Origin of the sequence: Spirosoma luteum DSM 19990, assembly GCF_000374065.1 — a bacterium.
GTDB classification, from domain to species: domain Bacteria; phylum Bacteroidota; class Bacteroidia; order Cytophagales; family Spirosomataceae; genus Spirosoma; species Spirosoma luteum.
In genome coordinates this window covers 133,437-160,051 of the sequence record NZ_KB893249.1, presented here as the reverse complement: position 1 = coordinate 160,051, position 26,615 = coordinate 133,437, and the positions used below count along the sequence as shown (strand labels likewise).

22 protein-coding genes, 1 rRNA gene and 1 pseudogene are annotated in these 26,615 nt (G+C 48.3%); 2 read left to right on the top strand and 22 right to left on the bottom strand.

The window, feature by feature from the left end; translation table 11 throughout:
• The first annotated feature begins 1 nt into the window (after position 1).
• Positions 2 to 112: ribosomal RNA gene (gene rrf / locus B156_RS0108885) — 5S ribosomal RNA — on the top strand.
• A gap of 105 nt (positions 113 to 217) precedes the next feature.
• On the opposite strand, the gene B156_RS0108880 is transcribed toward rrf, so the two are convergent.
• The 18 genes and pseudogenes from B156_RS0108880 to ilvD all read right to left on the bottom strand — a co-directional run bounded on the left by B156_RS0108880 (position 218) and on the right by ilvD (position 19,688).
• Positions 218 to 679, bottom strand: coding sequence for a hypothetical protein (locus B156_RS0108880; RefSeq protein WP_018619333.1), 462 nt, complete (start codon positions 677 to 679; stop codon positions 218 to 220).
• Between the two features lie 113 nt (positions 680 to 792).
• Positions 793 to 1,932 (bottom strand): 2-isopropylmalate synthase, encoded by a 1,140-nt coding sequence (locus B156_RS28940; protein WP_018619332.1) that lies wholly within the window; start codon positions 1,930 to 1,932, stop codon positions 793 to 795.
• Between the two features lie 253 nt (positions 1,933 to 2,185).
• Positions 2,186 to 3,262, bottom strand: a complete 1,077-nt coding sequence (gene leuB, locus B156_RS0108870) for a 3-isopropylmalate dehydrogenase (protein WP_018619331.1) — start codon at positions 3,260 to 3,262, stop codon at positions 2,186 to 2,188.
• 108 nt (positions 3,263 to 3,370) lie between these two features.
• Positions 3,371 to 4,063: a class I SAM-dependent methyltransferase gene (locus B156_RS0108865; RefSeq protein ID WP_018619330.1), complete on the bottom strand. Its 693-nt coding sequence runs from the start codon at positions 4,061 to 4,063 to the stop codon at positions 3,371 to 3,373.
• A gap of 151 nt (positions 4,064 to 4,214) precedes the next feature.
• Positions 4,215 to 5,735 carry an alpha-isopropylmalate synthase regulatory domain-containing protein gene (locus B156_RS0108860; RefSeq protein WP_018619329.1) on the bottom strand — a complete coding sequence of 507 codons (1,521 nt, stop codon included), beginning with the start codon at positions 5,733 to 5,735 and terminating at the stop codon, positions 4,215 to 4,217.
• A gap of 94 nt (positions 5,736 to 5,829) precedes the next feature.
• Positions 5,830 to 6,441 (bottom strand): 3-isopropylmalate dehydratase small subunit, encoded by a 612-nt coding sequence (gene leuD, locus B156_RS0108855; protein WP_018619328.1) that lies wholly within the window; start codon positions 6,439 to 6,441, stop codon positions 5,830 to 5,832.
• Positions 6,442 to 6,563: 122 nt separating this feature from the next.
• Positions 6,564 to 7,964, bottom strand: a complete 1,401-nt coding sequence (gene leuC, locus B156_RS0108850) for a 3-isopropylmalate dehydratase large subunit (protein WP_018619327.1) — start codon at positions 7,962 to 7,964, stop codon at positions 6,564 to 6,566.
• Positions 7,965 to 8,049: 85 nt separating this feature from the next.
• Positions 8,050 to 8,940, bottom strand: coding sequence for a helix-turn-helix transcriptional regulator (locus tag B156_RS0108845; RefSeq protein WP_018619326.1), 891 nt, complete (start codon positions 8,938 to 8,940; stop codon positions 8,050 to 8,052).
• Positions 8,941 to 9,020: 80 nt separating this feature from the next.
• A complete protein-coding gene (locus B156_RS0108840) occupies positions 9,021 to 9,272 on the bottom strand; it encodes a DUF2442 domain-containing protein (protein WP_018619325.1) in 252 nt (83 codons plus the stop codon).
• A gap of 112 nt (positions 9,273 to 9,384) precedes the next feature.
• Positions 9,385 to 9,534 carry a DUF4160 domain-containing protein gene (locus B156_RS32100; protein ID WP_281167498.1) on the bottom strand — a complete coding sequence of 50 codons (150 nt, stop codon included), beginning with the start codon at positions 9,532 to 9,534 and terminating at the stop codon, positions 9,385 to 9,387.
• 13 nt (positions 9,535 to 9,547) lie between these two features.
• Positions 9,548 to 10,840, bottom strand: a complete 1,293-nt coding sequence (ilvA, locus tag B156_RS0108835) for a threonine ammonia-lyase (protein WP_018619324.1) — start codon at positions 10,838 to 10,840, stop codon at positions 9,548 to 9,550.
• Positions 10,841 to 11,005: 165 nt separating this feature from the next.
• Positions 11,006 to 11,143: pseudogene (locus B156_RS32095) on the bottom strand (transposase); the annotation flags it as partial.
• Positions 11,144 to 11,243: 100 nt separating this feature from the next.
• Positions 11,244 to 13,040 (bottom strand): tetratricopeptide repeat-containing sensor histidine kinase, encoded by a 1,797-nt coding sequence (locus tag B156_RS30235; protein WP_169518250.1) that lies wholly within the window; start codon positions 13,038 to 13,040, stop codon positions 11,244 to 11,246.
• Positions 13,041 to 13,870: 830 nt separating this feature from the next.
• Positions 13,871 to 14,914: a ketol-acid reductoisomerase gene (ilvC, locus tag B156_RS0108825; RefSeq protein ID WP_018619322.1), complete on the bottom strand. Its 1,044-nt coding sequence runs from the start codon at positions 14,912 to 14,914 to the stop codon at positions 13,871 to 13,873.
• A gap of 45 nt (positions 14,915 to 14,959) precedes the next feature.
• The gene (gene ilvN, locus B156_RS0108820) at positions 14,960 to 15,493 is read right to left on the bottom strand and encodes an acetolactate synthase small subunit (RefSeq protein ID WP_018619321.1); all 534 of its coding nucleotides are present in this window, start codon (positions 15,491 to 15,493) and stop codon (positions 14,960 to 14,962) included.
• Between the two features lie 114 nt (positions 15,494 to 15,607).
• Entirely contained in the window at positions 15,608 to 17,350 is a 1,743-nt protein-coding gene (gene ilvB, locus B156_RS0108815) for a biosynthetic-type acetolactate synthase large subunit (protein ID WP_018619320.1), read from the bottom strand.
• Positions 17,351 to 17,406: 56 nt separating this feature from the next.
• Positions 17,407 to 17,985, bottom strand: coding sequence for an O-methyltransferase (locus B156_RS0108810; protein ID WP_018619319.1), 579 nt, complete (start codon positions 17,983 to 17,985; stop codon positions 17,407 to 17,409).
• A gap of 2 nt (positions 17,986 to 17,987) precedes the next feature.
• Positions 17,988 to 19,688 (bottom strand): dihydroxy-acid dehydratase, encoded by a 1,701-nt coding sequence (gene ilvD / locus B156_RS0108805; RefSeq protein WP_026260705.1) that lies wholly within the window; start codon positions 19,686 to 19,688, stop codon positions 17,988 to 17,990.
• 125 nt (positions 19,689 to 19,813) lie between these two features.
• Between ilvD and murQ the strand changes: the two genes are divergently transcribed.
• Positions 19,814 to 20,617 carry an N-acetylmuramic acid 6-phosphate etherase gene (gene murQ / locus B156_RS0108800; protein WP_018619317.1) on the top strand — a complete coding sequence of 268 codons (804 nt, stop codon included), beginning with the start codon at positions 19,814 to 19,816 and terminating at the stop codon, positions 20,615 to 20,617.
• Between the two features lie 15 nt (positions 20,618 to 20,632).
• On the opposite strand, the gene B156_RS0108795 is transcribed toward murQ, so the two are convergent.
• The 4 genes from B156_RS0108795 to rseP all read right to left on the bottom strand — a co-directional run bounded on the left by B156_RS0108795 (position 20,633) and on the right by rseP (position 26,609).
• Positions 20,633 to 21,901 (bottom strand): AGE family epimerase/isomerase, encoded by a 1,269-nt coding sequence (locus B156_RS0108795; RefSeq protein WP_018619316.1) that lies wholly within the window; start codon positions 21,899 to 21,901, stop codon positions 20,633 to 20,635.
• 124 nt (positions 21,902 to 22,025) lie between these two features.
• Positions 22,026 to 24,530 carry an endopeptidase La gene (gene lon, locus B156_RS0108790; RefSeq protein ID WP_018619315.1) on the bottom strand — a complete coding sequence of 835 codons (2,505 nt, stop codon included), beginning with the start codon at positions 24,528 to 24,530 and terminating at the stop codon, positions 22,026 to 22,028.
• A 182-nt stretch (positions 24,531 to 24,712) separates the two neighbouring features.
• The gene (locus B156_RS0108785) at positions 24,713 to 25,198 is read right to left on the bottom strand and encodes a DUF6702 family protein (RefSeq protein WP_245563705.1); all 486 of its coding nucleotides are present in this window, start codon (positions 25,196 to 25,198) and stop codon (positions 24,713 to 24,715) included.
• Positions 25,199 to 25,292: 94 nt separating this feature from the next.
• On the bottom strand, positions 25,293 to 26,609 hold the full coding sequence (gene rseP, locus B156_RS0108780) for an RIP metalloprotease RseP (protein ID WP_018619313.1): 1,317 nt from the start codon (positions 26,607 to 26,609) through the stop codon (positions 25,293 to 25,295).
• Positions 26,610 to 26,615: the final 6 nt, after the last annotated feature.

Below are 26,615 nucleotides of genomic sequence, written 5' to 3'. Positions count from 1 at the left end.
GGTTGGTGCTTTGAAGGCGGGTGAACACCTCTCCCTTATCGAACAGAGCCGTTAAGCCCCGTACTGCCGATGGTACTGCTGTCACAGGTGGGAGAGTAGGAAGGTGCCACCATTGAAACAAGTGCGAGAGCCTGTCCACCGTTGTGGACAGGCTTTCCGCGTTTTAGAGATATTACTGTATAAATTATTCGATTGTCAAGCTTCTGAAAAGGATGAGTTATGCAGTTACTAAATCATACATAACTGGTAAGGTAATCTTTTCAAGCAGTTGTTCTTCCAGTAAATCTGCCCACGCATTCATATAGGTAACCACATCTTCGCGTAGATTATGCTTTAAAAAACGCTTTTCTATTGGAAATCTAGTCAATATCTGTCGATCATCCAGGCGTTCGAGGTGCTTCAAATCTTCCAGTTGTAATCCGGCGCTCAGCATCTCATTAATAAGGAGGTCAATGGGCATTTGACTGGTTGAGCAATAATCCTCTGCTTGTTCGTTCCAGTCACCGTGGCGCTGCATTGCGTACCGGTGAATTTGATCTTTATTGAGTTTGGTAAGTTCCTGGGCCAGATTACCACAGTTACAACCACCCATGTGCCCCCATTGATAAGGGGCTCCCTGTAGTAGGTTCCTGGCGGTTTGCCTAAGAGCGTGTATTAGTTCAGGAGTTGCACGTGCCATATTTTTGTAGTCAACAGGTGTTAATACTTATCTGTATTAGTGGCGGAACAGCCTGTTTTTATTTTTTGTTCAGGCCATAAACCATAAAGCCCATCGTTAAACGGGCTTTATGGTTATCGAACTAGCTCCATTAAATCTTTGTCATTTACCTCTTTACGAATATCTGCCATGTCGAGAAAACGGGTATAAATTCCGTCCAGCGTCGGCTTATCGTATCGGAAACCAAGTAATTCAAGTCTGTGTTTCAACGCGTGTCTTCCACTACGGGCCGTTAGCACAATAGATGACTTGGGAACCCCAACGTCGTGGGGGTTCATGATTTCATAGTTTTCGGAATGTTTAAGGAATCCGTCCTGGTGGATCCCGGATGAGTGAGCGAAGGCATTTCTACCAACGATCGCTTTGTTTGCCTGGACAGGCATCCGCATCATTTGCGATACCAGATTACTAACTGGGAATAAGCGGGTTGAGTCAATGTTGGTATAAAAGCCTAATTCTTTTTTTACTTTAATGGCCATCACTATCTCTTCGAGCGATGTATTGCCAGCCCGCTCACCAATACCATTCATAGTAACTTCAACCTGTCTTGCTCCGTTCATTACTCCGGCCAGTGTATTGGCAGTGGCAAGGCCAAGGTCATTATGGCAATGAATTGAAATGGTTGCTTTATGAACATTCGATACATGTTCATAGATGTAGGCTATTTTTTTGCCGTATTCATCAGGTAAACAGTATCCGGTAGTATCCGGAATATTAACGACTGTAGCCCCTGCGTTAATAACCGCTTCTGTAAGCTGAGCGAGAAAAACCAAATCAGCCCGACCGGCATCTTCAGCATAAAATTCAACATCTTCAACGTACGTTTTGGCGTGCTTTACAGCCGCAATCGCCTGCTCGAGAATGTTATCCCGTGTGCTTTTGAATTTATTACGAATATGGATGTCTGATGAGCCAATACCCGTGTGAATACGTCCACGTTTGGCCCACTTAAGGGCTTCGCCAGCGGCATCTATATCCCCCTTCACAGCGCGGCTAAGGGCACAGATTGTTGGCTCTGTGACTGCTTTCGAGATTTCAACCACCGAGCGAAAATCGCCGGGGCTGGATATAGGGAATCCTGCCTCAATAATATCGACGCCCATCCGCTCCAGTTCCTTCGCTACTACTATTTTTTCATCAGTAGTGAGCTGGCAACCTGGTACTTGTTCACCATCGCGTAAAGTAGTGTCGAAAATAAAAACTCGTTGGCTCATAATCGGTTATTGATTAAAATACTTTTTCCTTATCAAACAGAAAGCCCCTCCTGAAAAGAAAGGGCTTTTGGGTACATGTATCCTTATCCCTTACTAATAAACAGGTAGCGCTTGCGGTCGGTAGATTAGGGAGATGAAAGTCGTTTTTGTTTGCGAAATTTCGCTAAAGGCGTAAATACGCTACAAAAATAACAGTTTTTGTAGAGCTTACAATGTGTTGGCTAAAAATAAACGCTCTATATTACACTGGTTATTAAGCAGCCAGATAGTGTAAAACCTGGTCTCCCATAGCTTCCGTGCCTAAAACTTTATCAGTTGGGGTGCTTTTATCGGCGATATCGTGTGTACGGAAGCCCGCTTTCAGGACAGAATCCACTGCGTTAACTACCGTTTCTGATTCAACCTTCATACCGAAAGATATATCGAGCAGCAATGCTACTGATAAAACAGATGCCAACGGGTTAGCTACGCCTTTCCCCGTAATGTCGTGGGCTGAACCATGTATTGGTTCGTAAACGCCCGTTGTATCACCTACCGAAGCGGACGCAAGCATACCCATAGAACCTGCAATCTGGCTGGCTTCATCCGTCAGAATATCGCCGAATAAATTCCCTGTTACCACCACATCAAAACGATTAGGATCTTTGATTAACAGCATGGCGGCCGCATCAACAAATTGATGTTCAAGGGTTACGTCAGGGTACTCAGGCGCAATTGCCTGTACTACTTCCCGCCATAACCGACTGCTTTCGAGTACATTCGCTTTATCGACAGAACACAATTTTTTTCGACGGGTGCGGGCAGCCTCAAACGCTTTTCTTACAATGCGCTCCACCTCATACTTACTGTATATCATGGTGTCGTAGGCCGTATTGCCATCATCGAGCCGCTCGCGCTTGCCGAAATAAACATCACCAGTCAGTTCGCGGAAAAACAGAATGTCGGCCCCCCGCAAAATCTCTGGTTTAATGCTCGAAGCATCTAATAGTTCATCGAATAGCTTGATAGGGCGAAGGTTTGCATACAATCCAAGCTCTTTACGCATTTTAAGGAGCCCCTGTTCTGGACGCACTTTGGCCGAAGGATCATTGTCGTACTTCGGGTGGCCTACTGCACCGAATAAAATGGCATCGGCAGCGTGCATTTTAGTCAGGGTTTCGCTGGGTAGCGGATCCCCCGTCGCTTCGATAGCAACGTGTCCTATCAGGGCTTCATCGTACGTAAATTCATGGCTGAATTTCCTGGCAATTGATTCCAGCACCAATTTCCCTACTTTACTGACTTCGGCTCCAATACCATCGCCGGGAACTACAAGAATATGTTTTTTCATCGATTAAAAAATAAAAAGACTAAAGAGTGGGCAAGCAAAATTGCCCTCAATCTCTTTAACTCTTTCGTGTAGCTGAATGAATTGAATAGAGTAATGTTACTATACACATTAGGGGCGCACTGCTTCGGCAATAACATTCTTCCCTATAACCTGGCCTCCGGTGAGTTTATCGAACACTCTGCTGACGGGAAAAACTACACGGTCGTAGAAGATGACCGACTCCCTGGTGATTCGACCATCTTTGCCCAGCCATTTATACAACAGTGAAATGAAGTACCCGGCAAAATCGTAGTATCGGCAACTGGTAACGCGCAGACCAGCGTCTTCCAGAATTTTCGTCACCAGTTTCTTGTCGTACCGCCGATAATGACCAACGTGTTCGTCCATATTGCTGAAAATTTCCTGACGAGCCGGCACAAAAACTTTAAGGCGTCCGCCTGGCTTAAGTTTAGTGACTAACTCTTTAACTATCTCGCCATGATGCTCGATGTGCTCCAGCACGTTAATGGTATAAATCAAATCATATTTCTTCGTGAGTTGACTGATATCCGTAAAGACAGGCTGTTTAATCAGGGGTAATAAATCAGGGTCGATTTCGGCTGCGTCTACACTCCCCAGCGGAAAACGGTTAGCATATTCTCCATTGCCCGCTCCGAAATCCAGGACTGCTTCGCCGGGATTAATATCCCTGGCAACCCATTTATAAAGCCCACTATTGTAGTTAACAGCATGGCTCATCATGGCCAGATTGTCTGACCCGTTATATTCTATTTTTTCGGCCGTTTGTTTTGCCTGATTCATACCAACAGGAGAATGAATAAAACGAGATAACTACTTATGTTTCTGGAACAGAACGCGAAGTTATTAAATGAAGCATGAAAAATGCTAAAATTGACCTTTTCGCCCCATCAGAGAGCCCGGAAAAATATCCAGTGGGTACGATGCATCAACTTCACTCTAATGTATTCAGCATCTTTTGAGTTGCTTTAATAGCCGACACTGTTTGGTCAGAGTCCAGCCCACGGGTTTTAAACTCGTTGTTGTTGTACTTCCAGGTAATAATTGTCTCGCAAAGCGCATCCGTCCGGCCACCGGTTGGAATCCGGACGGCGTAGTCTGTTAGTTCGGGTAGCGTCATTTTCTTTCTGCCGTAAATTTTCTTCAAGGCATTCATGAACGCATCGTATTGCCCGTCGCCCTGCGCATTTTCTTCAAACAACTCTTCTACAATTCGCACGCGGAGAGTGGCGGAGGGCTTTAGGTCCTTTGAGTGGGTCAGCACGTAATTAAGTACTTCCACCTGCGAAGCCATGGCCGTGTTATGAAGTACATCGGCAATAACATAGGGCAAGTCTTCACGCGTAACAACTTCTTTCTGATCGCCCAGTTCAATAACCCGCTTGGTTACTTTTTGCAGGTCACCTTCCGACAGTTGAATACCCAGTTCGCGAAGATTATTCTCGATATTGGCCTTGCCCGACATTTTACCCAGTGCGTAGCTGCGTTTTCGGCCAAACCGTTCGGGGAGAAGGGTATTGAAATACAGGTTATTTTTCTTATCCCCGTCGGCATGTATACCGGCTGTTTGGGTAAATACATTGTCGCCAACAACCGGCTTGTTATCGGGAATCCGAAGCCCCGAAAAGGTTTCTACAATTTTACTAACCTGATAGAGCGATTTCTCGATTACACCCATTCTTACCTGTGGCATGAAATCACGCAATACGGCAATTGCACTGGCCATAGGGGCATTGCCAGCCCGTTCTCCCAGGCCGTTCACCGTTAGATGTATGCCATGCGCCCCCGCCTTCACCGCTTCCATCACGTTAGCAATACTCAGGTCATAATCGTTGTGGGCATGAAAGTCAAAATGCAGTGTTGGGTACCGGCCGACTAACAAACCAACAAAGCTCGCCGTTTCGGCAGGAGTCAGAATTCCCAGTGTGTCAGGAAGGAGAATGCGCCGAATGGGTTGTGTTTGTAAAAAATCCAGAAACTGGAGCACATAGTCTGGCGAATTTCGCATTCCATTACTCCAGTCTTCCAGGTAAACATTCGTTTGCAGGCCCAGTTGCTGGGCCTGGCAAATAATATGCTGAATGTCGGAGAAATGTTGCTCAGGGGTTTTCTTGAGCTGGTGGGTCAGGTGATTCATAGAACCTTTGGTGAGCAGGTTCATTACTTTGGCACCGGATGCCCGCATCCAGTCGAGCGATGCCTGACCATCAACGAAGGTCAACACCTCAATTTTATCGAGCATGCCCGCTGTGCCAGCCCAGCGGGTAATCTGCTGGACAGCCTCCAACTCTCCGGCTGATACGCGTGCCGAAGCTATCTCTACCCGGTCAACTTTAACTTCGGTAAGCAGTAACTGAGCCAGGGCTAGTTTTTCAGAGGCAGAAAACGACACTCCGCTGGTTTGTTCACCATCGCGGAGGGTCGTATCCATAATTTCAATGTAGCGACGTTTCATGGGTTGAATGATAGAATAATTGAGTGATAGAAGGATCGAATGGACAGTATTTGCGCTAGCCCATTCAATCCTTCTATCACTCAATCATTCAACATTAGAAGGGTCTTGTTTCGGCGAAAGTTTCGATTTCGTTTTTCATCGACAGCAGATAGTCGATATCATCGTAGCCATTAGTAAGATTGTTCTTTTTATAGCTATTGATCGCAAAACGCTCACTATCACCTGTAGCCAGCAGCGTAATGGTTTGCTCAGGCAGGTTTACTTCCAGTTCGGTAGCAGGATCAGCTTCAATTGCCGCAAATATCTTTTCCAGAAATTCAGGGCTTACCTGAACGGGCAGGATGCCTACATTGATGGCATTATTGCGGAAAATATCAGCAAAAAAGCTCGATACCACGCAACGGAATCCATAGTCGTAAATAGCCCAGGCTGCGTGTTCGCGGCTTGAACCACTGCCGAAGTTTTTGCCTCCTACCAGAATTTTTCGGGGTGCTCCCTCACTGGAGTACGTATGATTGTTCAGAACAAAATCGGCCTTGGGCGTATTGTCATTGTTATACCGCCAGTCGCGGAAGAGGTTATCGCCAAAGCCCTTACGCTCGGTGGCCTTCAGGAAACGGGCCGGGATAATTTGATCGGTATCGACGTTCTCATTCGGCATGGGAACGGCACTGCTTCGCAGAATAGTGAATTTGTCGTAAGCCATAATAGTGGGTTTTAGTTTACGGTCTATCGTTTACGGTGAGACTAGAGGGGGCTGACGACTGTTGTAACAGCGATCTTAGACCCTATTGATCTACTGAATACCGAAAACTAACTACCGAAAACTTATAAAAATTGTCTTGGATCGGATACTTCACCCGTAACGGCCGCTGCGGCTGCTACAAGCGGACTGGCTAGCAAGGTACGGGCACCAGGCCCCTGACGACCTTCAAAGTTTCGGTTTGACGTTGAAACGGCGTATTTACCAGCTGGAATCTTATCTTCATTCATTGCCAGGCAGGCTGAACAACCCGGCTGACGCAGTTCAAAACCAGCCTGCGTAAGGATGTCCAGAATACCTTCATCCTGAATCTGTTTTTCCACAATATGCGAGCCCGGTACCAACCAGGCGGTTACGTGGCTGGCTTTCTGACGACCCTTTACGATGGACGCAAACGCCCGGAAATCTTCAATACGGCCGTTGGTACAACTGCCCAGGAACACAAAATCGACCGGCTTACCCAGCATCGACTCGTTTTCGGCGAAGCCCATATACTGAAGCGACTTTTTATAACTCGCAGCACCATCTTTTATGGCGTCGGCCATAGGTATATGCTGCGTAACACCGGTACCCAGGCCGGGGTTGGTTCCATAGGTAATCTGGGGCTCAATATCAGCCGCATCGAACGTTAGATCCACATCAAACGTGGCACCTTCATCGGTTTTCAGGGTCTGCCAGTAGGGTACTAGTTTATCCCATTGTGTGCCTTTTGGGGATAAGTCGCGGCCTTTCAGGTAGCTGAGTGTGGTAGCATCGGGAGCTATCATGCCACCGCGCGCACCCATTTCAATGCTCATGTTGCAAACGGTCATACGTCCTTCCATGCTCATGTCTTCGAATACTTCCCCTGCATATTCTACAAAATAGCCGGTGGCACCACTGGCCGAAATCTGGGCAATAACATACAAAATAATGTCTTTGGACAGTACCCCTTTTCCGGGCTTTCCATTAACCGTAATCCGCATTTTCTTCGGCTTTGGCTGCATAATACACTGCGTAGCCAGCACCATTTCCACCTCCGATGTGCCGATTCCGAAGGCAATGGCCCCAAAGGCACCATGTGTCGATGTATGTGAGTCGCCACAAACAATGGTCATGCCTGGTAGGGTAATACCATTTTCAGGACCTACGACGTGTACGATACCGTTTTTTTGGTGCCCCAGTCCCCAGTGCGAAATGTTGTACTTATGCGCATTACGTTCCAGCGCATTTAGTTGACTGGCCGACTGAGGATCAGCTACCGGCAAGTGCTGGTTGATGGTTGGTGTGTTATGATCGGCGGTAGCAAAGGTGCGTTCAGAAAACAGCACAGGGGCCTGGCGGCCTTCGAGACCCAGGAATGCCACCGGGCTGGTTACTTCGTGGATGAAGTGACGGTCGATAAATAATACATCGGGCCCGTCTTCAATTTGCCGGACAACGTGGGCATCCCACACTTTATCGAACAGCGTTTTTGGTGTACTCATGTTTATAGCGATTTATAGCTACAAAGTTGGTGGATTACCACTATATAAGCATCCCGTTACGCGTCCAGTAAATAGCGATTTCGGTTCAGATTCCTCGTTTGGGTGTAAAACCGTATTGTTTTTTATAAGCCTTTATGAAATGAGAAACGCTCTCGTACCCAATTTCCAGGCTTACTTCCGACACATTTTTGGTTGTACTTCGTAACAGAAAGTGAGCGTGTTCCAGCCGCTTCTGCCGAATCCATTGGCCGGGCGAGGTATGAAAATGATCTTCAAAGTCGCGCTTGAAGGCCGAAAGGCTACGACCCGATAGGTGAGACAATTCATTCATTGACAGGGGTTTGAGCAGATACGTATTCATTAAATAATCAAGCCCCGTTTTTTGTCCCTGATAGATATACCATAAACTGGCGCGCAACTGCCCTGATTCATCCAGTTCGAACAGATGGAGCAGGAGTTCCTGAAACTTAAGCCGTAGCAGCTCGTTCAGAAAGGGGGTTTTGGCACCAAAGTAGGGTAGTAAGGAGTCAATGAAGATAGCGAAGGTAGGCGACGACGAGAAAGATAGAATGAGGTCAGCGGGGAGCGTCGCCGGGGAAGCCTTAAATAAATACAGGTGTTGGCTGACAAACTCTTTCAGCAGTTTTTCATTCACGAAGAAAACCAGGCTCCGATAGCTGAAATCTATCGACTCATTCATCGAATAACACCCTCGCTGAAAGAATAAAACATCACCTTTGTGTACGTGAAGTTCACGTGAGGGCGAACTGAATTTTTTCTCGCCTTCCAGCACTACAATCACGGCATGCTCTTCAAAAAATACTTCGTTACGTTCAGGATATACGTCGCTACGGTAGGCAACAAACGTCATCTCCGAACCGTCGGACCGCGACCCGTCGGATGCATCCGGCACGGGCCGCTGAATACTCAGCGACTGAAACTGGTTGGGCAGGATGGAGGAAGGAACACGAAGCATGATTTTTAGGGCAGACCTATGGTAAATTCTTCGTGAATTTATTTGCGATGATTCACAAACCTTAAGTTATGTGTTCTCTATCATGCTTTAGCCAGAACTTCACCTTCTACGTAATCATGCAAATAGTTTGGGCAAAAGTCGTAGCCATTCGGCCATGCGAGTCCACCACCTTCTTCAATAGAAACTTCGTTAAATTTCCCCTCTTGTAGCAATTCAGCAGTAAAACCTTTACCAAGAAAAGGGCGAAAGTTTATGACTTTTTCCAGACCATCCTGAAATTTTATCCATATTCGATAGTCGTTCAGAGTTTCAATCTCTTTTACTTCATTCATATCAATCCAAAGGTTTAATCTTATCTAATTGCGATGGCACAATGGCCCGTTCCCAATTCTTTAACAATTCACCCCTATGTTCAAGTGCCCATTCAACAATTAGCAAATGTGCTCACCTTGGCAGTTTGCCAGCCAATACTTGTAACGTCTGGATGTCACATTCAGCTTTGTCATTACCGTACCGGGCACGAAAATGCGGTGGGTTATGGTCACTAAAATACATAGTGATGATAATCCCATAAAAACGGCTAATCTCAGGCATTTTTAAAACTAAGTTACACCAGAAACTGAAACAAGTCGGGTTGGTCGTTCAGGTATTCGAATACGATATTCTGGTCCTGCATCCGTTGGATAAGCGGTTCAAAATCGTCGCGGTGTTTGAGTTCAATGCCGACAACGGCCGGACCGGTTTCCCGGTTGGTCTTCTTGGCATATTCGAAGCGGGCAATATCATCAGAAGGGCCCAGTACGTTCAGAAACTCGCGGAAAGCCCCCGACCGCTGCGGAAACCGAATAATGAAGTAGTGTTTCAACCCCTCGTATAATAAGGACCGTTCCTTGATTTCTTCCGTACGGGTGATGTCGTTATTACCACCACCCAGCAGGCAAACCACATTTTTGCCCTTGATTTCGTCTTTCATTAAGTCCAGTGCCGCAATGGTCAATGCACCGGCTGGTTCGGCGACGATGGCTTCTTCGTTGTAAAGCTGGAGAATAGTAGTGCACACTTTGCCTTCCGGAACAAGCAGAACGCGGTCAAGGTTTTTACGGCACACTTCAAAGGTTGTATCGCCCGGACGTTTTACGGCGGCTCCGTCCACAAACTTATCAATCTTATCGAGGGCAATTACGCGTCCCTCATCAATGGATATTTTCATGGATGGCGACCCTAAGGGTTCCACACCAATGAGTTTGGTCTTGGGGCTGAGTTGTTTGAAAACGGTAGACACTCCGGCAGCCAGGCCACCGCCACCAATAGCCATGAGCAGATAGTCGATTTTTACGTTAGCGTCCCGAAGAATTTCCAACCCGACGGTCCCCTGACCTTCCATGACCAGTACATCGTCAAACGGATGTACGAAGGTGCTTTCATGAGTATCGACATAGAGCATGGCCGCACTATAAGCATCATCGTAGGTGTCGCCGATTAGCTCCACATCCACGAACTCCTTCCCAAACATCCGGACTTGTTTTACCTTTTGGTTCGGGGTTGTGGTAGGCATGAAGATGGTGCCATGAACACCCATTTTGCGGCAGGCATAAGCGAGACCCTGGGCATGATTTCCGGCACTGGCACACACTACGCCTTTGGCCAGGGCTTCGGTGGGCAGACTGGCCATTTTGTTGTAAGCTCCGCGAATTTTGTAGGAACGGACAACCTGTAAATCCTCGCGCTTGAGAAAAATGGTCGCTTCGTAGCGATCAGACAGATTAAGGTTCTCCTGTAAGGGCGTATGAGTAGCTATTCCCTGCAGCCGCTCGGCAGCTAGGTAAATATTGTCAAGGTCGGGGAAGCTCATTGGGGAAGCAATTGCGTCAACTCCCGTTATTTTGTTATTGGTTGTCATTAATCGTCATTCAGTGGTCATTATTGACTTGTCGAAATTACGACAAATGACAATTAATGACTACTGAATGGCAATTAATGACGTTTACTAGCTCCGCTCCGGACGCAAGCTACGTACGGCCGTTCCAGCCCGCCACATTTCAGACTCCCGAAGCTCGGCCAGTTCAGGCAAATCCCGCCAAGGTGCTCCGCCACATGCTATCCCCAACACCCCATTGACGAAAAGCCGGTTATCAGCAGCTGTATGGCCTACATCACCTATTTTTCCGGGTAATAGGGGTTCTATCTTTGCATTGTTGGTCAGTAATCTCGTATCGTCGCATCAAGCAACATTGCTGTATGTACGTATCTGTACCTAATTGTCAACGCACCCTAGTTTGGAGGTAAAGTTTTTACATCAATTTTCAGTTGATAGGCAGCTCAATCATAAACTCACTGCCTTCTTTTTCCGTAGACCGAACCGATAAAGTGCCGCCGTGCCCTTTGGTAATGATGTCGTAACTCAAGGACAGCCCCAAACCTGTTCCCTGTCCAGTTGGTTTTGTAGTGAAGAATGGTTGAAAAATTTTCTCTACTAAATTCTGCGGAACGCCGTAACCGTTATCAATCACTTTTATAACAGCCTTTTTGTTTTCTTTTCTGGTTGCCACCAGTACTTTCGGATTAAAAGGGCCATTTGATTTTAGCTTTCTTTCGTTGACTGCATAAAACGCATTGTTGAACAGATTTAGCAACGCTCTGCCAATTGCCTGAGGAATGACATATACCCGGTCAAGGCTCTCATCAAAGTCGGTATCAAATTCTGAATTAAATGTTTTGTCTTTTGCCCGAAGACCATGATAGCTCAATCGCAAATATTCCTCGCACAAACCATTCATATTGATCCATTCTTTTTGTTCATTGCCGGATTGTGAATGCTGCATCATGTTTTTCACAATGGCGTCTGCACGCCTGCCGTGACGATTTATCCTTTCCTCGTTGTCCATAATTGCATTTGCAATTTCTTTTACGGCCTCTATGTTTCTCTTGTCAGCTTCATCTATCAATTCACCAATTAGTTCTCTGTTTACCTCAGAAAAATTGTTCACAAAATTCAAGGGGTTCTGAATCTCGTGCGCAATGCCGGCGGTCAGCTCCCCAAGAGATGCCATCTTTTCTGACTGGATAAGTTGGGCCTGCCTTGCCTCTAATTGAACGTAAGCATTTTTAAGTTCGATGTTCCGGAGCCGGTGTATTTCCGCTTTTTTTCGTTCGTCTTCTATCTGATTGGCAAGTTCTGCGTTTTTCAATTTGGTGATGACCTCCAGATTAATGACCTCTTCTTTTGCCTGATGATATTTTTCATAATTGGTCAGGGCATTCCGATAATCTTCTTTTTGCTTGTATACCTCCACCAGTGCCTGATAAATGTTGTGCAGCTGATACTTCACATTATGTACTGTTGCTTGATGTAATGCTTTCTCCAGGTAGTCAATTGCCTGCGAATGGTCATGGATGCCGGTTGCCACTTTTGCTCGGGCGGTATACAGTTTGCATAAGCTGTTAGGGAAAGGCGGCATCTGTTGTTCGGCCTTTACTATGGCTTCGTCCAGGCATCGGGCCGCTTCATCCAATCTGTTTTGTACCAGGTATAGTTCGCCTACGTAGTTCATCGACACCAGCCAGCCTTCGGTTTCGCCCAGTTCATTCCGAATGCGCAGGCTCTCCAGTAAATGGGCTTCGGCTTCAGCGTAACGCTCCCTTTTTTTCTCCAGCATACCCATGGCCATCAGCGAAAGGCCAATGCCCGCCTTATTATTAATCTGTCGTTCGATGGCGAGACCCTGTTGAAAATAATCAAATGATTGGTCGAGGCTGCCAAACTGCAGAAAAATATAGCCCAGTTGCGAGAGGCATGCGGCCTCGCCTTTGTGGTCACCGACAGACCGCCTGATAGCAAGGCTTTGGTTCAGCGCATCCAGAGACGCGTTGTTGTCACCTATGCGCATGTATATAAGGCCATTGATATACAGTGCCTGCCCCCTGCCAGGCTCATCGTTCAACTCATCAAAAATAGCGATGGCTTTATGCAAGGTTAGAAAGGCAGCGGTGTAGTTGGCCTGGTTCATTTCCCCAAAGCCCTGGTTCAACAATGCAGCGGCCGTGCCCTTGCGGTAACCGATTCGTTCGGCCTGTGCAGCTGCCTCGCTGCTTTTTTGCATTGAGAGGGTGCTATTGAGGTGCCGGAGTTCAAAGGCTATGCTGTTCAGAAGGTCAACCTGTATGATCTCGTCAGTTGTGCATTCAAGTTGCTTTTCCAGCAGATGAACGTTTTCGTGTATGCTGCTCAACGATAAAAGTTTGTAAAGTGATAAATGGCATCGACACAAACTCGTTGGCATCGATTGTTCAAAATCATTTCGCCAATGTTTGTAAGTGCTGGGTGCAGTAAAGGGGCGCCGACCACTTGGCAACTCGTAAATAGTTCACTTTTGCCTCTTAGGTCGAATTTGTAGCATATCTCAGCTAAGGTTGCGTACAACTCCTAAATAGACGTATGTTTTATGCGTTTTAGTAAATGTATTATAATTTCTAAATATAACAGATTTCCGGTCAATGAAAATCTATAAGGCTCTGATTGTGTGTGTATTGTTTGCTTGTTAGCTATGAAGCAATGGAGGTGATAAGCTCATAATGCGCATATATTTTAGAGGATGCCTAACGGGCTTTTGACCTTCTTTAGGCTTTGCTCACTGACATGGATATATCGTAGAGTAGTGTGTATGTAGTTGTGGCGTAACAATTCTTGTATGATTTAATGTCTAAAGTTGCAGGGGAAATTTTACTGCGCTACCATCACCCTTTCGATTCAGGAATTTGGAGCCGTTGTCTTGGTTTCCTCCCCGATGGCGGACCGTTTAGCGGCACTTTGTTCAATCCACGGATTGTATACGTGTGAATTGGACGGGTATAAACGACCAATCGGGTAGTAGCTGGCCTACTGGCTGCTCACTACCCGATTGATAGGGCTCTTTATTTGTGCGGGTTTTGTTTAGCTCCGCTCCGGGCGCAGACCACGTACGGCCGTGCCGGCCTGCCACATTTCGGACTCGCGCAGTTCGGCCAGTTCTACTTCCAGCTTCTCGCGGTAGTCGGGCTGGGAATTGCGGGTAATGCTGATTTCGGCCTGCTCCTGCGATTTTACGGAATTGTATAGTTGCTCAAAAACGGGCTTAGTGGCATCCCGGAAGGGCTTCCACCAGTCCAGCGCACCACGCTGGGCGGTTGTAGAACAGTTGGCGTACATCCAGTCCATGCCATTTTCGGCCACGAGTGGCATCAGGGATTGGGTCAGTTCTTCCACCGTTTCATTGAAGGCTTCGGATGGGCTGTGGCCGTTGGCCCGCAATACTTCGTATTGAGCGGCAAAGATACCCTGGATGGCACCCATCAGTGTACCGCGTTCGCCGGTAAGGTCGGAGGTTACTTCGTTGTAGAAATTAGTTTCGAACAGGTAACCCGAACCCACGCCGATGCCCATAGCGATGGCTTTGGTGCGGGCGTTACCCGATGCATCCTGATACACCGCGAAGGATGAATTCAGACCTTTGCCTTCTACGAACAAACGACGCAACGAGGTACCCGACCCTTTGGGGGCTACCAGGAACACGTCAACATCCGCAGGGGGAATAATGCCGGTTTTCTCTTTATACGTTACGCCGAAACCGTGCGAAAAATATAGGGATTTGCCTGGCTTCAGAGCTGCTTTTACCGTTGGCCAAAGTTCGATTTGAGCCGCATCGGAGAGCAGGAAGCAGATGATAGTACCTTTTTCCAGAGCCTCTTCAATCTCAAACAGCGTTTCGCCCGGTACCCAGCCGTCGGCTACTGCCTTATCGTAGGTTTTGCCCTTGCGCTGGCCAACAATCACACTGAAGCCATTATCACGCATGTTCAGCGACTGGCCGGGACCCTGTACACCGTAGCCAATAACGGCTATCACTTCATTGGCCAGCACTTCGCGGGCTTTTTCCAATGGGAATTCTTCCCGCGTCACTACTTGCTCTTCTACTCCTCCGAAATTAATCGTTGCCATGTTAAATTGGTTTTTGTACTCGTATTGTTAGGGGTGATTGATTGGTTACTGATAATAAGCCCACTCGGCTTCGGGCAGGTACTCGACCAAGCCTTTTTCTGTTTTGCCGACGGCAATGCGACCAGAACGGACAAACTCAAGTATCTCGTACTGCTCGATGTAATCGAAAAAGGCACGAATATCGGTGTCGTTGCCTGTCTTTTCGATTACAACGTAATCCAGACCCCAGTAAACAACCCAGGCTTTATGCACTTTATTAATCGTTTCTACATCCAGCGATTTTCTTCCCAGCGGGGTCGATATTTTGAACAGCGCAATTTCGTTGTACACGATCTCGTCGTTGAGGTAACCGAAAACGGCCATTACTTCCACAATCTTCCGAATTTGCCGGACGAGTTTCTCCACTTCTTCCCGCGATTCGTGCTTGATGACAATCGTAAAGCGAGATATACCTTTACGCTCCGTTTCTGATACCGTAAGGCTTTCGATGTTGATACGTCGACGGGTGAAAATAATCGTGATGCGGTTTAGCAGCCCGATGGTATTTTCCGTGAATATGCAGATGGTGTAAGTCGTCATAGTGTTGTCATTAAGTAGTCATCCGTTGTCACTGCTGGTCATTGATTTATCTTTTTATCATTGGTAGAAACTGACCGTTAATGACAAAAATGACTATCAATTACCAGGCAATGATTATGTCAATCGTATCTGCGAAACACTGGCGCCAGCAGGCACCATGGGAAATACATTCTCTTCTTTTTCAACGATGACTTCGAGCAGGAATGGGCCGTCATGCGCCAGCATGGTATCCAGGGCGTTAGAGAGGTCGTCACGCTCACGGCAGGTCTGGCCGTCCATGCCAAATCCTCTGGCAATTGTAATGAAATCGGGGTTTTGCAACTCAACGAATGAGTACCGACGCTCATTGAATAACTGTTGCCACTGGCGTACCATACCCAGGAAATTATTGTTCAGGATAATGGCTTTTACCGGTTGTTTGTTCTGTACAATGGTGCCTAGTTCCTGTAAGGTCATCTGAAAACAACCGTCGCCAATAATGGCTACCACCTGGCGGTCCGGGGCGCCAACCTGTACGCCAAAAGCCGCAGGCAGGGCGAAGCCCATCGTTCCCATACCACCCGACGTAACCAGACTATTGGGTCGGCGGAACTGGTAGTACCGGGAGGCCATCATCTGGTGCTGACCAACATCCGTTACCAATACGGCTTCTCCCTTCGTTTTGGTCGAGAGCATATCAATAACTTCGGCCATTCGGATCTTGCCGTCTTTGCTGGTTAATTCCGGAACTGTAATGGTCTCGTTTTCAATGATGTCGTACTTCCTGAACTCATTGCGCCAAATGGTATGATCATTCGGATGTACGAGCGGGATTAGTGCTTCCAGGACGTCTTTGGCATTACCCACAACGGGCGCATCGGCCCGGATGATTTTGTCAATCTCGGACGGGTCAATTTCAATGTGAACAACTTTAGCCTGTTTAATATACCGACTGGCATCGCCCGTAACCCGATCATCGAAACGCATACCGATAGCGATGATCACGTCGGCCTGATCGGTCATGACGTTAGGTCCGTAGTTGCCGTGCATACCCAGCCACCCCACATAGAGTGGGTGATTGGTGGGAATGGTTGACTGGCCCAGTAAGGTAGTAGCAACCGGAATGCCGGTTTTTTCGGCTAATAGGCGCAGTTCGTCTTCAGCTTTGGCAATTTGCACCCCATGACCTGCCAGGATATAAGGTCGTTTCGCGGCATTTATCAACTCTGCGGCTGCCGCTACCTGTTCCTGTTTGGCAACCATCCGGGGGCGATAGCTGACGATTGACTCACACTTCTTGTACACGTAGGGTTTGGTCATCAACTCCAGCTGCGCACTTTTGGTAATATCAATCAGCACTGGTCCCGGCCGACCCGACTGGGCGATGTAAAAGGCTTTGGCGATTATCTCCGGTACTTCGTCGGCACTGGTAATCTGATAATTCCATTTGGTGATGGGCATCGTAACGCCCATGATGTCCGCTTCCTGAAAGGCATCCGTACCCAGTAATTTTTTGGCTACCTGTCCCACAATGCAAACCAGCGGTGTAGAATCGATCTGAGCATCGGCGATTGGGGTGACCAGGTTAGTAGCGCCGGGTCCTGATGTAACCAGGCAGACGCCTGCCCGTCGCTGCATGCGGGCATAGCCCTGAGCAGCATGTCCGGCGCCCTGCTCGTGGCGTACCAGGATGTGATTGACCCGCTCCTGAAAATCGTACAGCGCATCATAAACGGGCATAATGGCCCCACCTGGATAGCCGAATATGGTATCAACTCCTTCGGCTACCAGCGTCTGCATGAGGGCATGCGAGCCATTGATATAGGTTGGGATAGTTGGTATTTCCAGGGTTTCTGGTGCGTTGGCAACTGCTTCCATGATGTGTTCCGTTTAAAGGTCGTATTCAGTTTGTTGTTATGTTATTCTGTTCTCTTTCACTTCTTCACCACCAGCATGATTCCCGTTGACCAGGCCATCTTTACTAGCTGTACATCCGTTCGGGATTCCAGATAGTGAGTGAGGTCATCTGCTTTCTTGTCATGACCGGCTGGCCAGTTGGGTTGGGGCAGCATATCATCTATAACGTAAAAACCACCCGATTTCAACAGATTCAGGGTTTCCTCAAGGTTAGCGTACTTACCCGGCCAGGCATCGGCAAAAATCAGGTCGAACGTAGCATGGTCCTGCTTCACTAACCAGTCTGCGGCATCCGTACAAACGAGTTGCAATCGAGCGTCTTGACCAAGACATTCATTGGCAATAGTCTGATAAGATGCCTCACTGTCAATCGAAATCAGATTTGAAGTAGCATCCATCCCCGCCAGTAGCCAGGCAGTTGCCAATCCGGTTCCGGTACCAATCTCCAGCACAGAGGCTTTCGGTTTGGAAGCCGCCAGCGTTTGTAACAAAGCACCTGTTTGAAAGTCGGAAGGCATCGAGAAGCCAATAGCCTCACTAGCCGCCTGTATGGCTTCTAAACTGGCTGGATAGTGTTGCGGCTTATTGTTGAACATAACTAATCTTCGTCCGTTACGCACCCTTCACTAGCCGACTTTACGCTTCGAATGTATTTACCCAGTACCCCTTTCGTGAACGGAGGTGCGGATTGCTTCCATTCGCTTCTGCGGTGTACCATCTCTTCGTCAGAAATATGCAGTGTTAACAGGCGATTGGTAGCGTCGATAGTAATCCGGTCGCCGTTATGAACCAGAGCAATCGGCCCACCGTCAAACGCTTCGGGCGTTACGTGCCCGACCACGAAACCGTGGGTGCCGCCCGAAAAACGACCGTCGGTAATCAGGGCCACTTTATCGCCAAGCCCTGCGCCCATAATGGCCGACGTCGGTTTCAGCATTTCGCTCATACCAGGTCCACCTTTAGGGCCTGCATTGCGGATAACGATTACCTGTCCCGGCAAAATTTCACCTTTCTGTAAGGCTTCGATCACCTCACTTTCGTGTTCGCATACTTTTGCAGTGCCCTCAAATTTCAGGCCTTCCTTACCCGTAATCTTCGCTACTGAACCCGTAGGGGCCAGATTACCACGCAGAATCTGGATATGACCAGTGGCTTTGATGGGATTGCTTATCGGACGTACAATCTGTTGCGTGTCAAAATTCAGGGACGGGATATCGGCCAGATTTTCGGCTATGGTTTTACCCGTAACCGTTAGGCAGTCGCCATGAATCATACCCTGCTCAAACAGGTATTTCATCACGGCCGGAACACCACCAATTTCGAGCATATCCTCCATATAGTACTTTCCACTCGGCTTCAGGTCGGCCAGGAAAGGCACCCGATCACTAATGGCCTGAATTTCGTCGAGGGTGAGCGTAATACCCGCCGACCGGGCAATAGCCAGATAGTGCAACACCGCGTTGGTGGAACCACCCAGGGCCATTACAACCGTCAGCGCATTCTCCAGCGACTTACGGGTAATTATCTCGGCGGGGGTGATGTTCTTTTCGAGCAGTACCCGCATGGCTGCGCCAATTTTTTTGCACTCCTCTTGTTTGCCCTGGTGCGTGGCCGGATAGCTGCTGCTGAACGGCAAACTCAGGCCCATGGCTTCAATGCTGCTGGCCATCGTATTGGCGGTGTACATACCCCCACAGGCACCCGCACCGGGAATAGAATTTTGAATTACCCCTTTAAAATCCTCGTCGGATATGTTGCCGGCGTATTTCTTGCCGAGCGCTTCAAAAGCGGAGACAATATCGAGTTTCTGTCCTTTATAATGTCCTGACCGGATGGTACCACCATACACCATGATGCCAGGCCGATCTAAACGGGCCATAGCCATGATGGCACCAGGCATATTTTTATCACACCCCACCACTGTTACAACACCATCATACCACTGGGCGGCCACGACCGATTCAATTGAGTCAGCAATTAAATCGCGGCTGGGGAGCGAGTAACGCATGCCATCGTTGCCGTTCGTCATGCCATCTGACACACCAATCGTATTAAAAATCAATCCGACCAGCCCGCTTGCCTGAATGCCCTGTTTGACGTAAACTGAAAGCCCGTTCAGGTGCATATTACAGGTGTTGCCTTCGTAGCCGGTGCTGGCGATGCCAATCTGAGGCTTTTGCATGTCGGCCTCTGTCAACCCAACACCATATAGCATGGCCTGGGCAGCGGGGTTACTTATTTCCTGCGTTAATGTTCGACTAAAGCGATTTAATTCTGTGGTTGATTGCTCAGTAATCATATTCTACATTTAGCGAAATTTCGCTGAGGGTGTAATAACGCTGTAAAGTAAGATGATGTTCAGGAGAAAGACAAGAATTTGCCGATTATTTGTCGGTTAAAACCAGACCCTGTTAATTTTGGGGTATGACTACAGAAACACCCTCTCATTACGATCATTTGGAGCAAATGTCGGTTCATGATTTGCTTACAAATATCAACGCTGAAGATAAAACGGTGCCAATGGCCGTTGAACGCTCCCTCCCGCAGGTTGAAGCGCTGATTCCTGAAATCGTTAAACGTATGAAACAGGGCGGTCGGCTTATTTATATCGGAGCGGGCACGAGTGGGCGGCTTGGGGTAGTAGACGCGTCGGAGTGCCCGCCCACGTTCGGAGTTCCTTTTGAGCTGGTTATCGGCTTGATGGCGGGGGGCGATGGTGCCATCCGAAAAGCCGTTGAATTTGCTGAAGACGATGCTGAACAAGCATGGAAAGATATGGCACCTTACAAACCCAACGAACACGACACGGTTATTGGGATTGCGGCATCGGGCCGGACTCCCTACGTTATTGGTGGCTTGCAGGAAGCCCGTAAGGCTGGTTTACTCACGGGCTGCATCGTTTGTAATGCAGGGTCGACGGTGGCGAAGGAAGCCGAGTTTCCGATTGAGGTAGTAGTGGGGCCGGAGTTTCTGACCGGCAGCACCCGTATGAAGGCGGGAACGGCGCAGAAACTGGTGCTGAACATGATTTCAACAGCCGTCATGATTCAGTTAGGCAAAGTGAAGGGAAATAAAATGGTGGACATGCAACTGACCAATATCAAGTTGCAGGATCGGGCGGCCAAAATGGTAATGAGCGAGATTGGCGTTGACCGCGCCGAGGCCGAGGACCTGCTGGCCCGGTTCGGTAATGTGCGTGGGGCTATTGAGGGGTACGCGTCCAGGTAAACATAAGTTCTGTTTTCACACGCTACCAGTGCCGAACGCAGGTACAATTTTTGACGAACGGACAGGAGCTTGTGGTTGTGGTTGTGCCTGTTCGCATCTTGTGAGGAGCTGGGCTACTTCCGTTAAGCAGCGGATGGTCGAGTAACAGCCAATAGAAGGTAGACTTTTGGCATTGACAAGTGGTTGCCCATGCTGGTCGATTACCAGGTGCCACCCGGTTTGCTTGGGGTCTGGAAAGTGGTGGAATGTGTAGTCGCTAATCCGTTTAAACCACGTAAGACATTCAGACTGGCGGGTATAAAAATAACATTTTAGTAGGGCTGCCAGGGCTTCCGTATGTACCCAACCCCATTTCTGCTGCCAGTCTGGAAAAAGAATGGGTTGCTGCTTAAAGTCGGTGAACTGATTCAGACCACCCCCCAACTCGTCCCAACTTTGGGTACAAACGCGCAAACACCATTGTACAATCTGCATCGCCAGTTTTCGCTGCTTGTTGCCAATCAGGCCCGGCCGGGTCGGGGTGGCTTCGGCACAGAAATCAAGCAGGTAGCTTGCTGTCTGAAAGGTTAGTCCTACATTGATACGGCGACCTTCGGGAGTATTGATAAATGAGCCTTCCGGCAGAATGTATTCGCGGAGTATATCCGTGCGCTTATCGACAAACTCGTTCAGAATTTCCTGCACAAGTAGTTCCACATGCTGTTTCCAGTAGTCTTCGTCCATCAGTGGCTGCATGTCCAGCAGCATCTTCAACAGAGCTACTGGCTCACTCAAGTGGCGAATTTGCCTGAACGCATCGAGCTGTTCAATTTGCTGGAGTCGGGTTTCTTTCCAGCTTTGGAGCAATGGAACGGTAAGTTGCTTGGCCAACATTGCCCACTCATCATCGCCGGTAGCCTGGTGAAGTTGTGCATAGGCCATTGCGGTTGAGCAATCAGGACTAACATTGGTAGCGGCTACGACAGGACGGCCCCTTCGGTCGAGTTGGGCGTGGCAGGTAAGCGTATCCGTATGCGCAAACTGGTTCAGAAAAGCAGCCCCATGCCGGGCGTGTTCGAGCCAGGCGGATTGGCCATCCAGGTTGTTGTATAACCAGGCAAAAGCCCATGTCTGCTGCGCCTGCTGCGTTACAAACTTATCCCCCTCAATTACTTCACCCGTAGCCGACAGCAAATCAAAATAACCTCCGCAGTGCTTATCCCGGCCGTTTTTTAGCCAGAAGGGTACTACCTGCCGGAGCAGTGCCTGCTGATAGAGGGCGGAAAGTTTTTGAAAATCGAGCACGTTGTAAAGATAAGAAGGCGGCTTCCCAAAGTTAAACCGGTCAACACAGATTTTTATCTGTTTCTAATCCGTCCAACGCTGGAAAGCCGCCTTTTCTGCCCGGGAGTTGCCCTGAGTAGTACAATCAATATACTTTCATCATCTCCGGCTGCTCTCTGCGGTAAGCCGCTTCCTCATCAGGCAGGATAAACTTCATGGGTTTACCGACCTGACCGGGCAACAAAGCAATGTCCAGCACCTGATTAACCGTTTCGACGTAGTGGAACGTCAGGTTTTTGATGTAGGTCTGATTTATTTCATCAATGTCTTTCCGGTTCTTCGCACAGAGAATAATTTCTTTGATACCAGCCCGGTTTGCCGCCAGAATTTTTTCTTTGATACCACCCACCGGTAATACTTTTCCCCGCAACGTCACCTCTCCCGTCATAGCCAGGTAAGGTTTCACCTTACGCTGCGTATAAATGGAGGTCATTGAGGTCAGCATGGTGATACCAGCCGACGGACCATCTTTGGGAACAGCCCCCGCCGGGATGTGAATATGCAAATCATAATGGCTGAAAACCCGGTAGTCGATACCTAGATCCTCGGCATGAGCTTTAAGGTAGGAGAGGGCCGTCACCGCCGATTCCTTCATTACATCGCCCAACTGACCCGATAGGGTAAGCACGCCCTTGCCCCGGCTCAGACTCGATTCGATGAGCAGAATTTCGCCCCCAACCTGCGTCCAGGCCAGTCCTGTTACGATGCCGGCAATATCATCGTCAGCATACAGTTCTTTATCGAAGATTTCGGCACCCAGCAGTTTGGGAATGTCAACCACCTTAATGGAGTGATTATACTCTTCCTCCATGGCGATGGACTTAGCCACTTTCCGAATCAAAGCACCAATTTTCTGCTCCAGATTCCGAACCCCCGATTCGCGGGTGTAGCCTTCAATGATGCGCAGTATCGCTTTATCATCAATCGTCAGGTCTTTGGGCTTAAGGCCGTGGTCCTGCCGTTGTTTGGGGATGAGGTATTTTTTCGCAATCTGCACTTTTTCCTCAACGGTATAGCCCGCAATATCAATGATCTCCATCCGGTCGCGCAGGGCGGGGTGGATGGTATCAAGCGAGTTGGCCGTGGCGATGAACAGTACCCGCGAGAGGTCGAACTCCGTCTCGAGGTAGTTATCCATAAACGTAGAGTTCTGCTCCGGGTCAAGTACTTCGAGCAAAGCCGAGGAAGGATCACCGCGAAAATCGGAGCTTACTTTGTCAATCTCGTCCAGAATAAATACGGGATTAGCCGTACCGCATTTGCGGATGTTCTGAATGAATTTGCCGGGCATGGCGCCAATGTATGTTTTGCGGTGACCACGAATTTCGGCTTCGTCATGCACACCACCCAGCGCCATCCGGCTGTATTTCCGACCCAGTGCCTTGGCTACCGATTTTCCCAGCGATGTTTTACCAACTCCCGGAGGGCCATACAGACACAAAATCGGGGCTTTCATATCGTTCTTCAGTTTCAGAACGGCCAGGTATTCAATAATCCGCTCCTTCACTTTTTCCAACCCGAAATGATCGGCATCGAGAATTTTCTGCGCCCGTTTCAGGTCGAAATTGTCTTTGGTGTACTCATTCCACGGAAGGTCAACCATCAACTCAACGTAGTTCATCGTGACCGGGTACTCCGGCGCCATCGGGTTAACGCGCTGCAGTTTATTTAGCTCCTTGTCGAAATGGGTCCGTACTTCGGCTGGCCACTTTTTACGGTCTGCCTTCATCCGAAGCTCATCAATTTCGCGGTCAGGGTTGTCAATTCCCAGTTCGTCCTGCAACACCTTCATTTGCTGGCGCAGGTAATAATCCCGCTGTTGCTGATCAAGGTCCGATGACGCTTTCGATTGAATCTCGCGCTTGAGTTCCAGCAACTGTACCTCACGTAGCATGTATTCCAGCAATAGATTGGCCTGCTGGTTCCCTTCGGCCAACTCCAGCAACCGCTGCTTGTCGGCTACCTCCGCGTTGATATTAGACGACAGGAAATGGAGTAAAAACGTAGGGCTTTCGATGTTGTCCAGCGCAATGCGGGCTTCCTGCGGAATTTCAGGATTAAGGCGCAGAATTTTGTAGGCCGCATCTTTCAGCGATTGAAGGAGTGCTTTGCCCTCTTTTTTATTCACCGTCGGAAAAGAGTCATCAATTTGGCGAACCCGTGCCGTAATGAACGGTTCCTCCTGAATGATTTGCTCGGTTTCAAACCGTTTCTTGCCCTGAATAATAATTGTGATGTTTCCATCTGGCAGGGTAATCATCTTGATGATGTACGCTACCGTTCCGAACCGATACAGATCGTCGGCCGTGGGTTCATCCTTCTGCTGATTGAGCTGGGCAACGACACCAATGATTCGATTGCCTTTGTAGGCTTTTTTGACCAGACGAATCGACTTCGACCGTCCAACCGTGACGGGGATAACCATACCCGGAAACAAAACCGTATTGCGAACCGGCAGGATCGGTAAACTGGCCGGTAACTCATAGTCATCATCTACCCCCTCAGGCGAACCGAGTGGGACAATCTCTAAATTATCCGAGTCAAAATCGGACAGGAATAAACGAGTTGATAGTTCTTTCTCTGAAATCATAAGTACACTGCCAGGCTGGCAGCTTTCAACAATGGGTCGGTGCCTAAGTTATACCGAAAGGCAAGGAAAATGAGGTAGTTGCAAGCCCTGTGCCAATTGTGCTATATATGACGATTTGGCCGGATAATCATTATGTGTACACAAAACTAATAAATTAGGATGCTTGCCAATCCGTAAATTTATTATTCGAGTGAAATGTTATGGACTGGCTGATTTTTACGGAAGACAAATGTCTTTTTCTGAGCCTGGTATTTAATGTTGACCATGTTTACCTGATCGTCGAATGCTTCCATTAGGACATCCTGCTTCAACATGCCCCCCCTGAATGGCTCGGCGAAAGGCATTTCAAGATAAAGCCAATTTGCATCCGCTTCCACTTCGTGCCCAACGTACTTAACGGGTTTTGTTTGCTTCTGTGGCGTCAAAAAGCGAAAATGTGCCTGAACGTATTGCTCAATTAGTGGGTCATTTTTATCCGTTGCGCGACCGGAAGCGTCGTTCAGGTTGACTTTGCTGTTTGAGGCTGCCGAAAGAGCTTTTTCAAAGTCATCCGTAAATATCCGTATGCTAATTTCAAACACCTGTTCTTTAGCATTATACTCCATTTTGGTAACGCTGGCGTGAAATTCGTGCCGGGAGTGACTGGCGGTCAGGCTAATAAGCAACATACAGAAGCCAGAAAATTGCAGGCACAAGCGCAACGAAGGAAACGCTTCCCGTTTCCTTCGTTGTAAAAGTCTGCTTACTTTCTGACCAAACTCTTTAAAAAACAGCCTTAAGAACATCGTTAAATATAGCGAAGGCCATCAGGCCGAGTAATAGAACCATACCTACTTTCTGGGCACCTTCCAGGAAGCGGTCAGACGGTTTACGGCCCGAAATGATCTCGTAACTCAGGATGGTGACGTGGCCACCATCGAGCGCCGGGATGGGCAGCGCATTCATGAAGGCAAGGGCCATAGAGAGCAGTCCCGTTACGGTCCAGAAACGATCCCAGACCCAGATACCGCCAAACAGATTCTGAGCAATCCCAATTGGGCCACTGAGGGCTTTGGAAGCCGAAACTTCCCCCCGGAATATCTTGCCGAACCCTTTGATGTTATCGTAAACAACCTGAAATGCTTTTTGCGTACCCACGCTCAGGGCTTCACCAAACGTGTAGTCCTGTTTAGTTATGGGCAGCAGAAACTCCGGGTAGAAACCAATGGTACCCTCGGCGGTGGTGGTTATGCTGAGCGTAACGGGCTGGCCGTTTCGGTTGATTCCCAGGGTGAGTGGTTTACCTTTCAGGGGCTTCACAATGTCCGTGAATTCGTGATAAAACTGGATTGGCGTACCGTTGATGCTGGTAATGATATCACCCGCTTTCAATCCTGCTTTCGCGGCTGGCTGACCCGGCACCAGCTCCGCTACCTTGAACGGCTCGATGGGTTCAATGAATTGGCCGGTAGCTTTTTTGTCCGCCAGTTTATCAACAAAATCGTTGGGAATATAAATGTCAATCAGCTTGCCATTCCGGTCAACAGTGTAGGAACTGTTATTGCCTAAAAAGACGTCGGAACTGCGAATCTCGTTGAAGTCGGTGATGGGTTTACCATTCACTTTCACGATTTTGTCGCCCGTTTGCAGGCCAATGCTTTTTGCCAGATCGTAGGCTACAATACCGTATTTAGCATCACTGGCAGCCAGGTATGTATTACCGTTTTTGTAGGCTAAGATCACGAAAATCATGATACCCACTAGTACATTGACGATAATGCCGCCGAGCATTACGATGAGTCGTTGCCAGGCTGGTTTGGCCCGGAATTCGTAGGGCTTAGGTTCGGTATCGGTGTGGGCCGTATCCAGTGATTCGTCAATCATGCCGGAAATTTTCACGAAGCCACCCAGCGGAATAGCCCCTATGCCGTATTCGGTTTCACCCCGTTTAATGCTGAATACTTTGGGTGGGAACCCGATAAAATACTGCTCTACCCGCATGCCAAATGCTTTGGCTGCCAGCAGGTGCCCTAACTCGTGTAAACCAACTAAGATGGACAAACCCAGAATGAGTTGTCCTGCCATTATTAAAATTTCCATTTATTC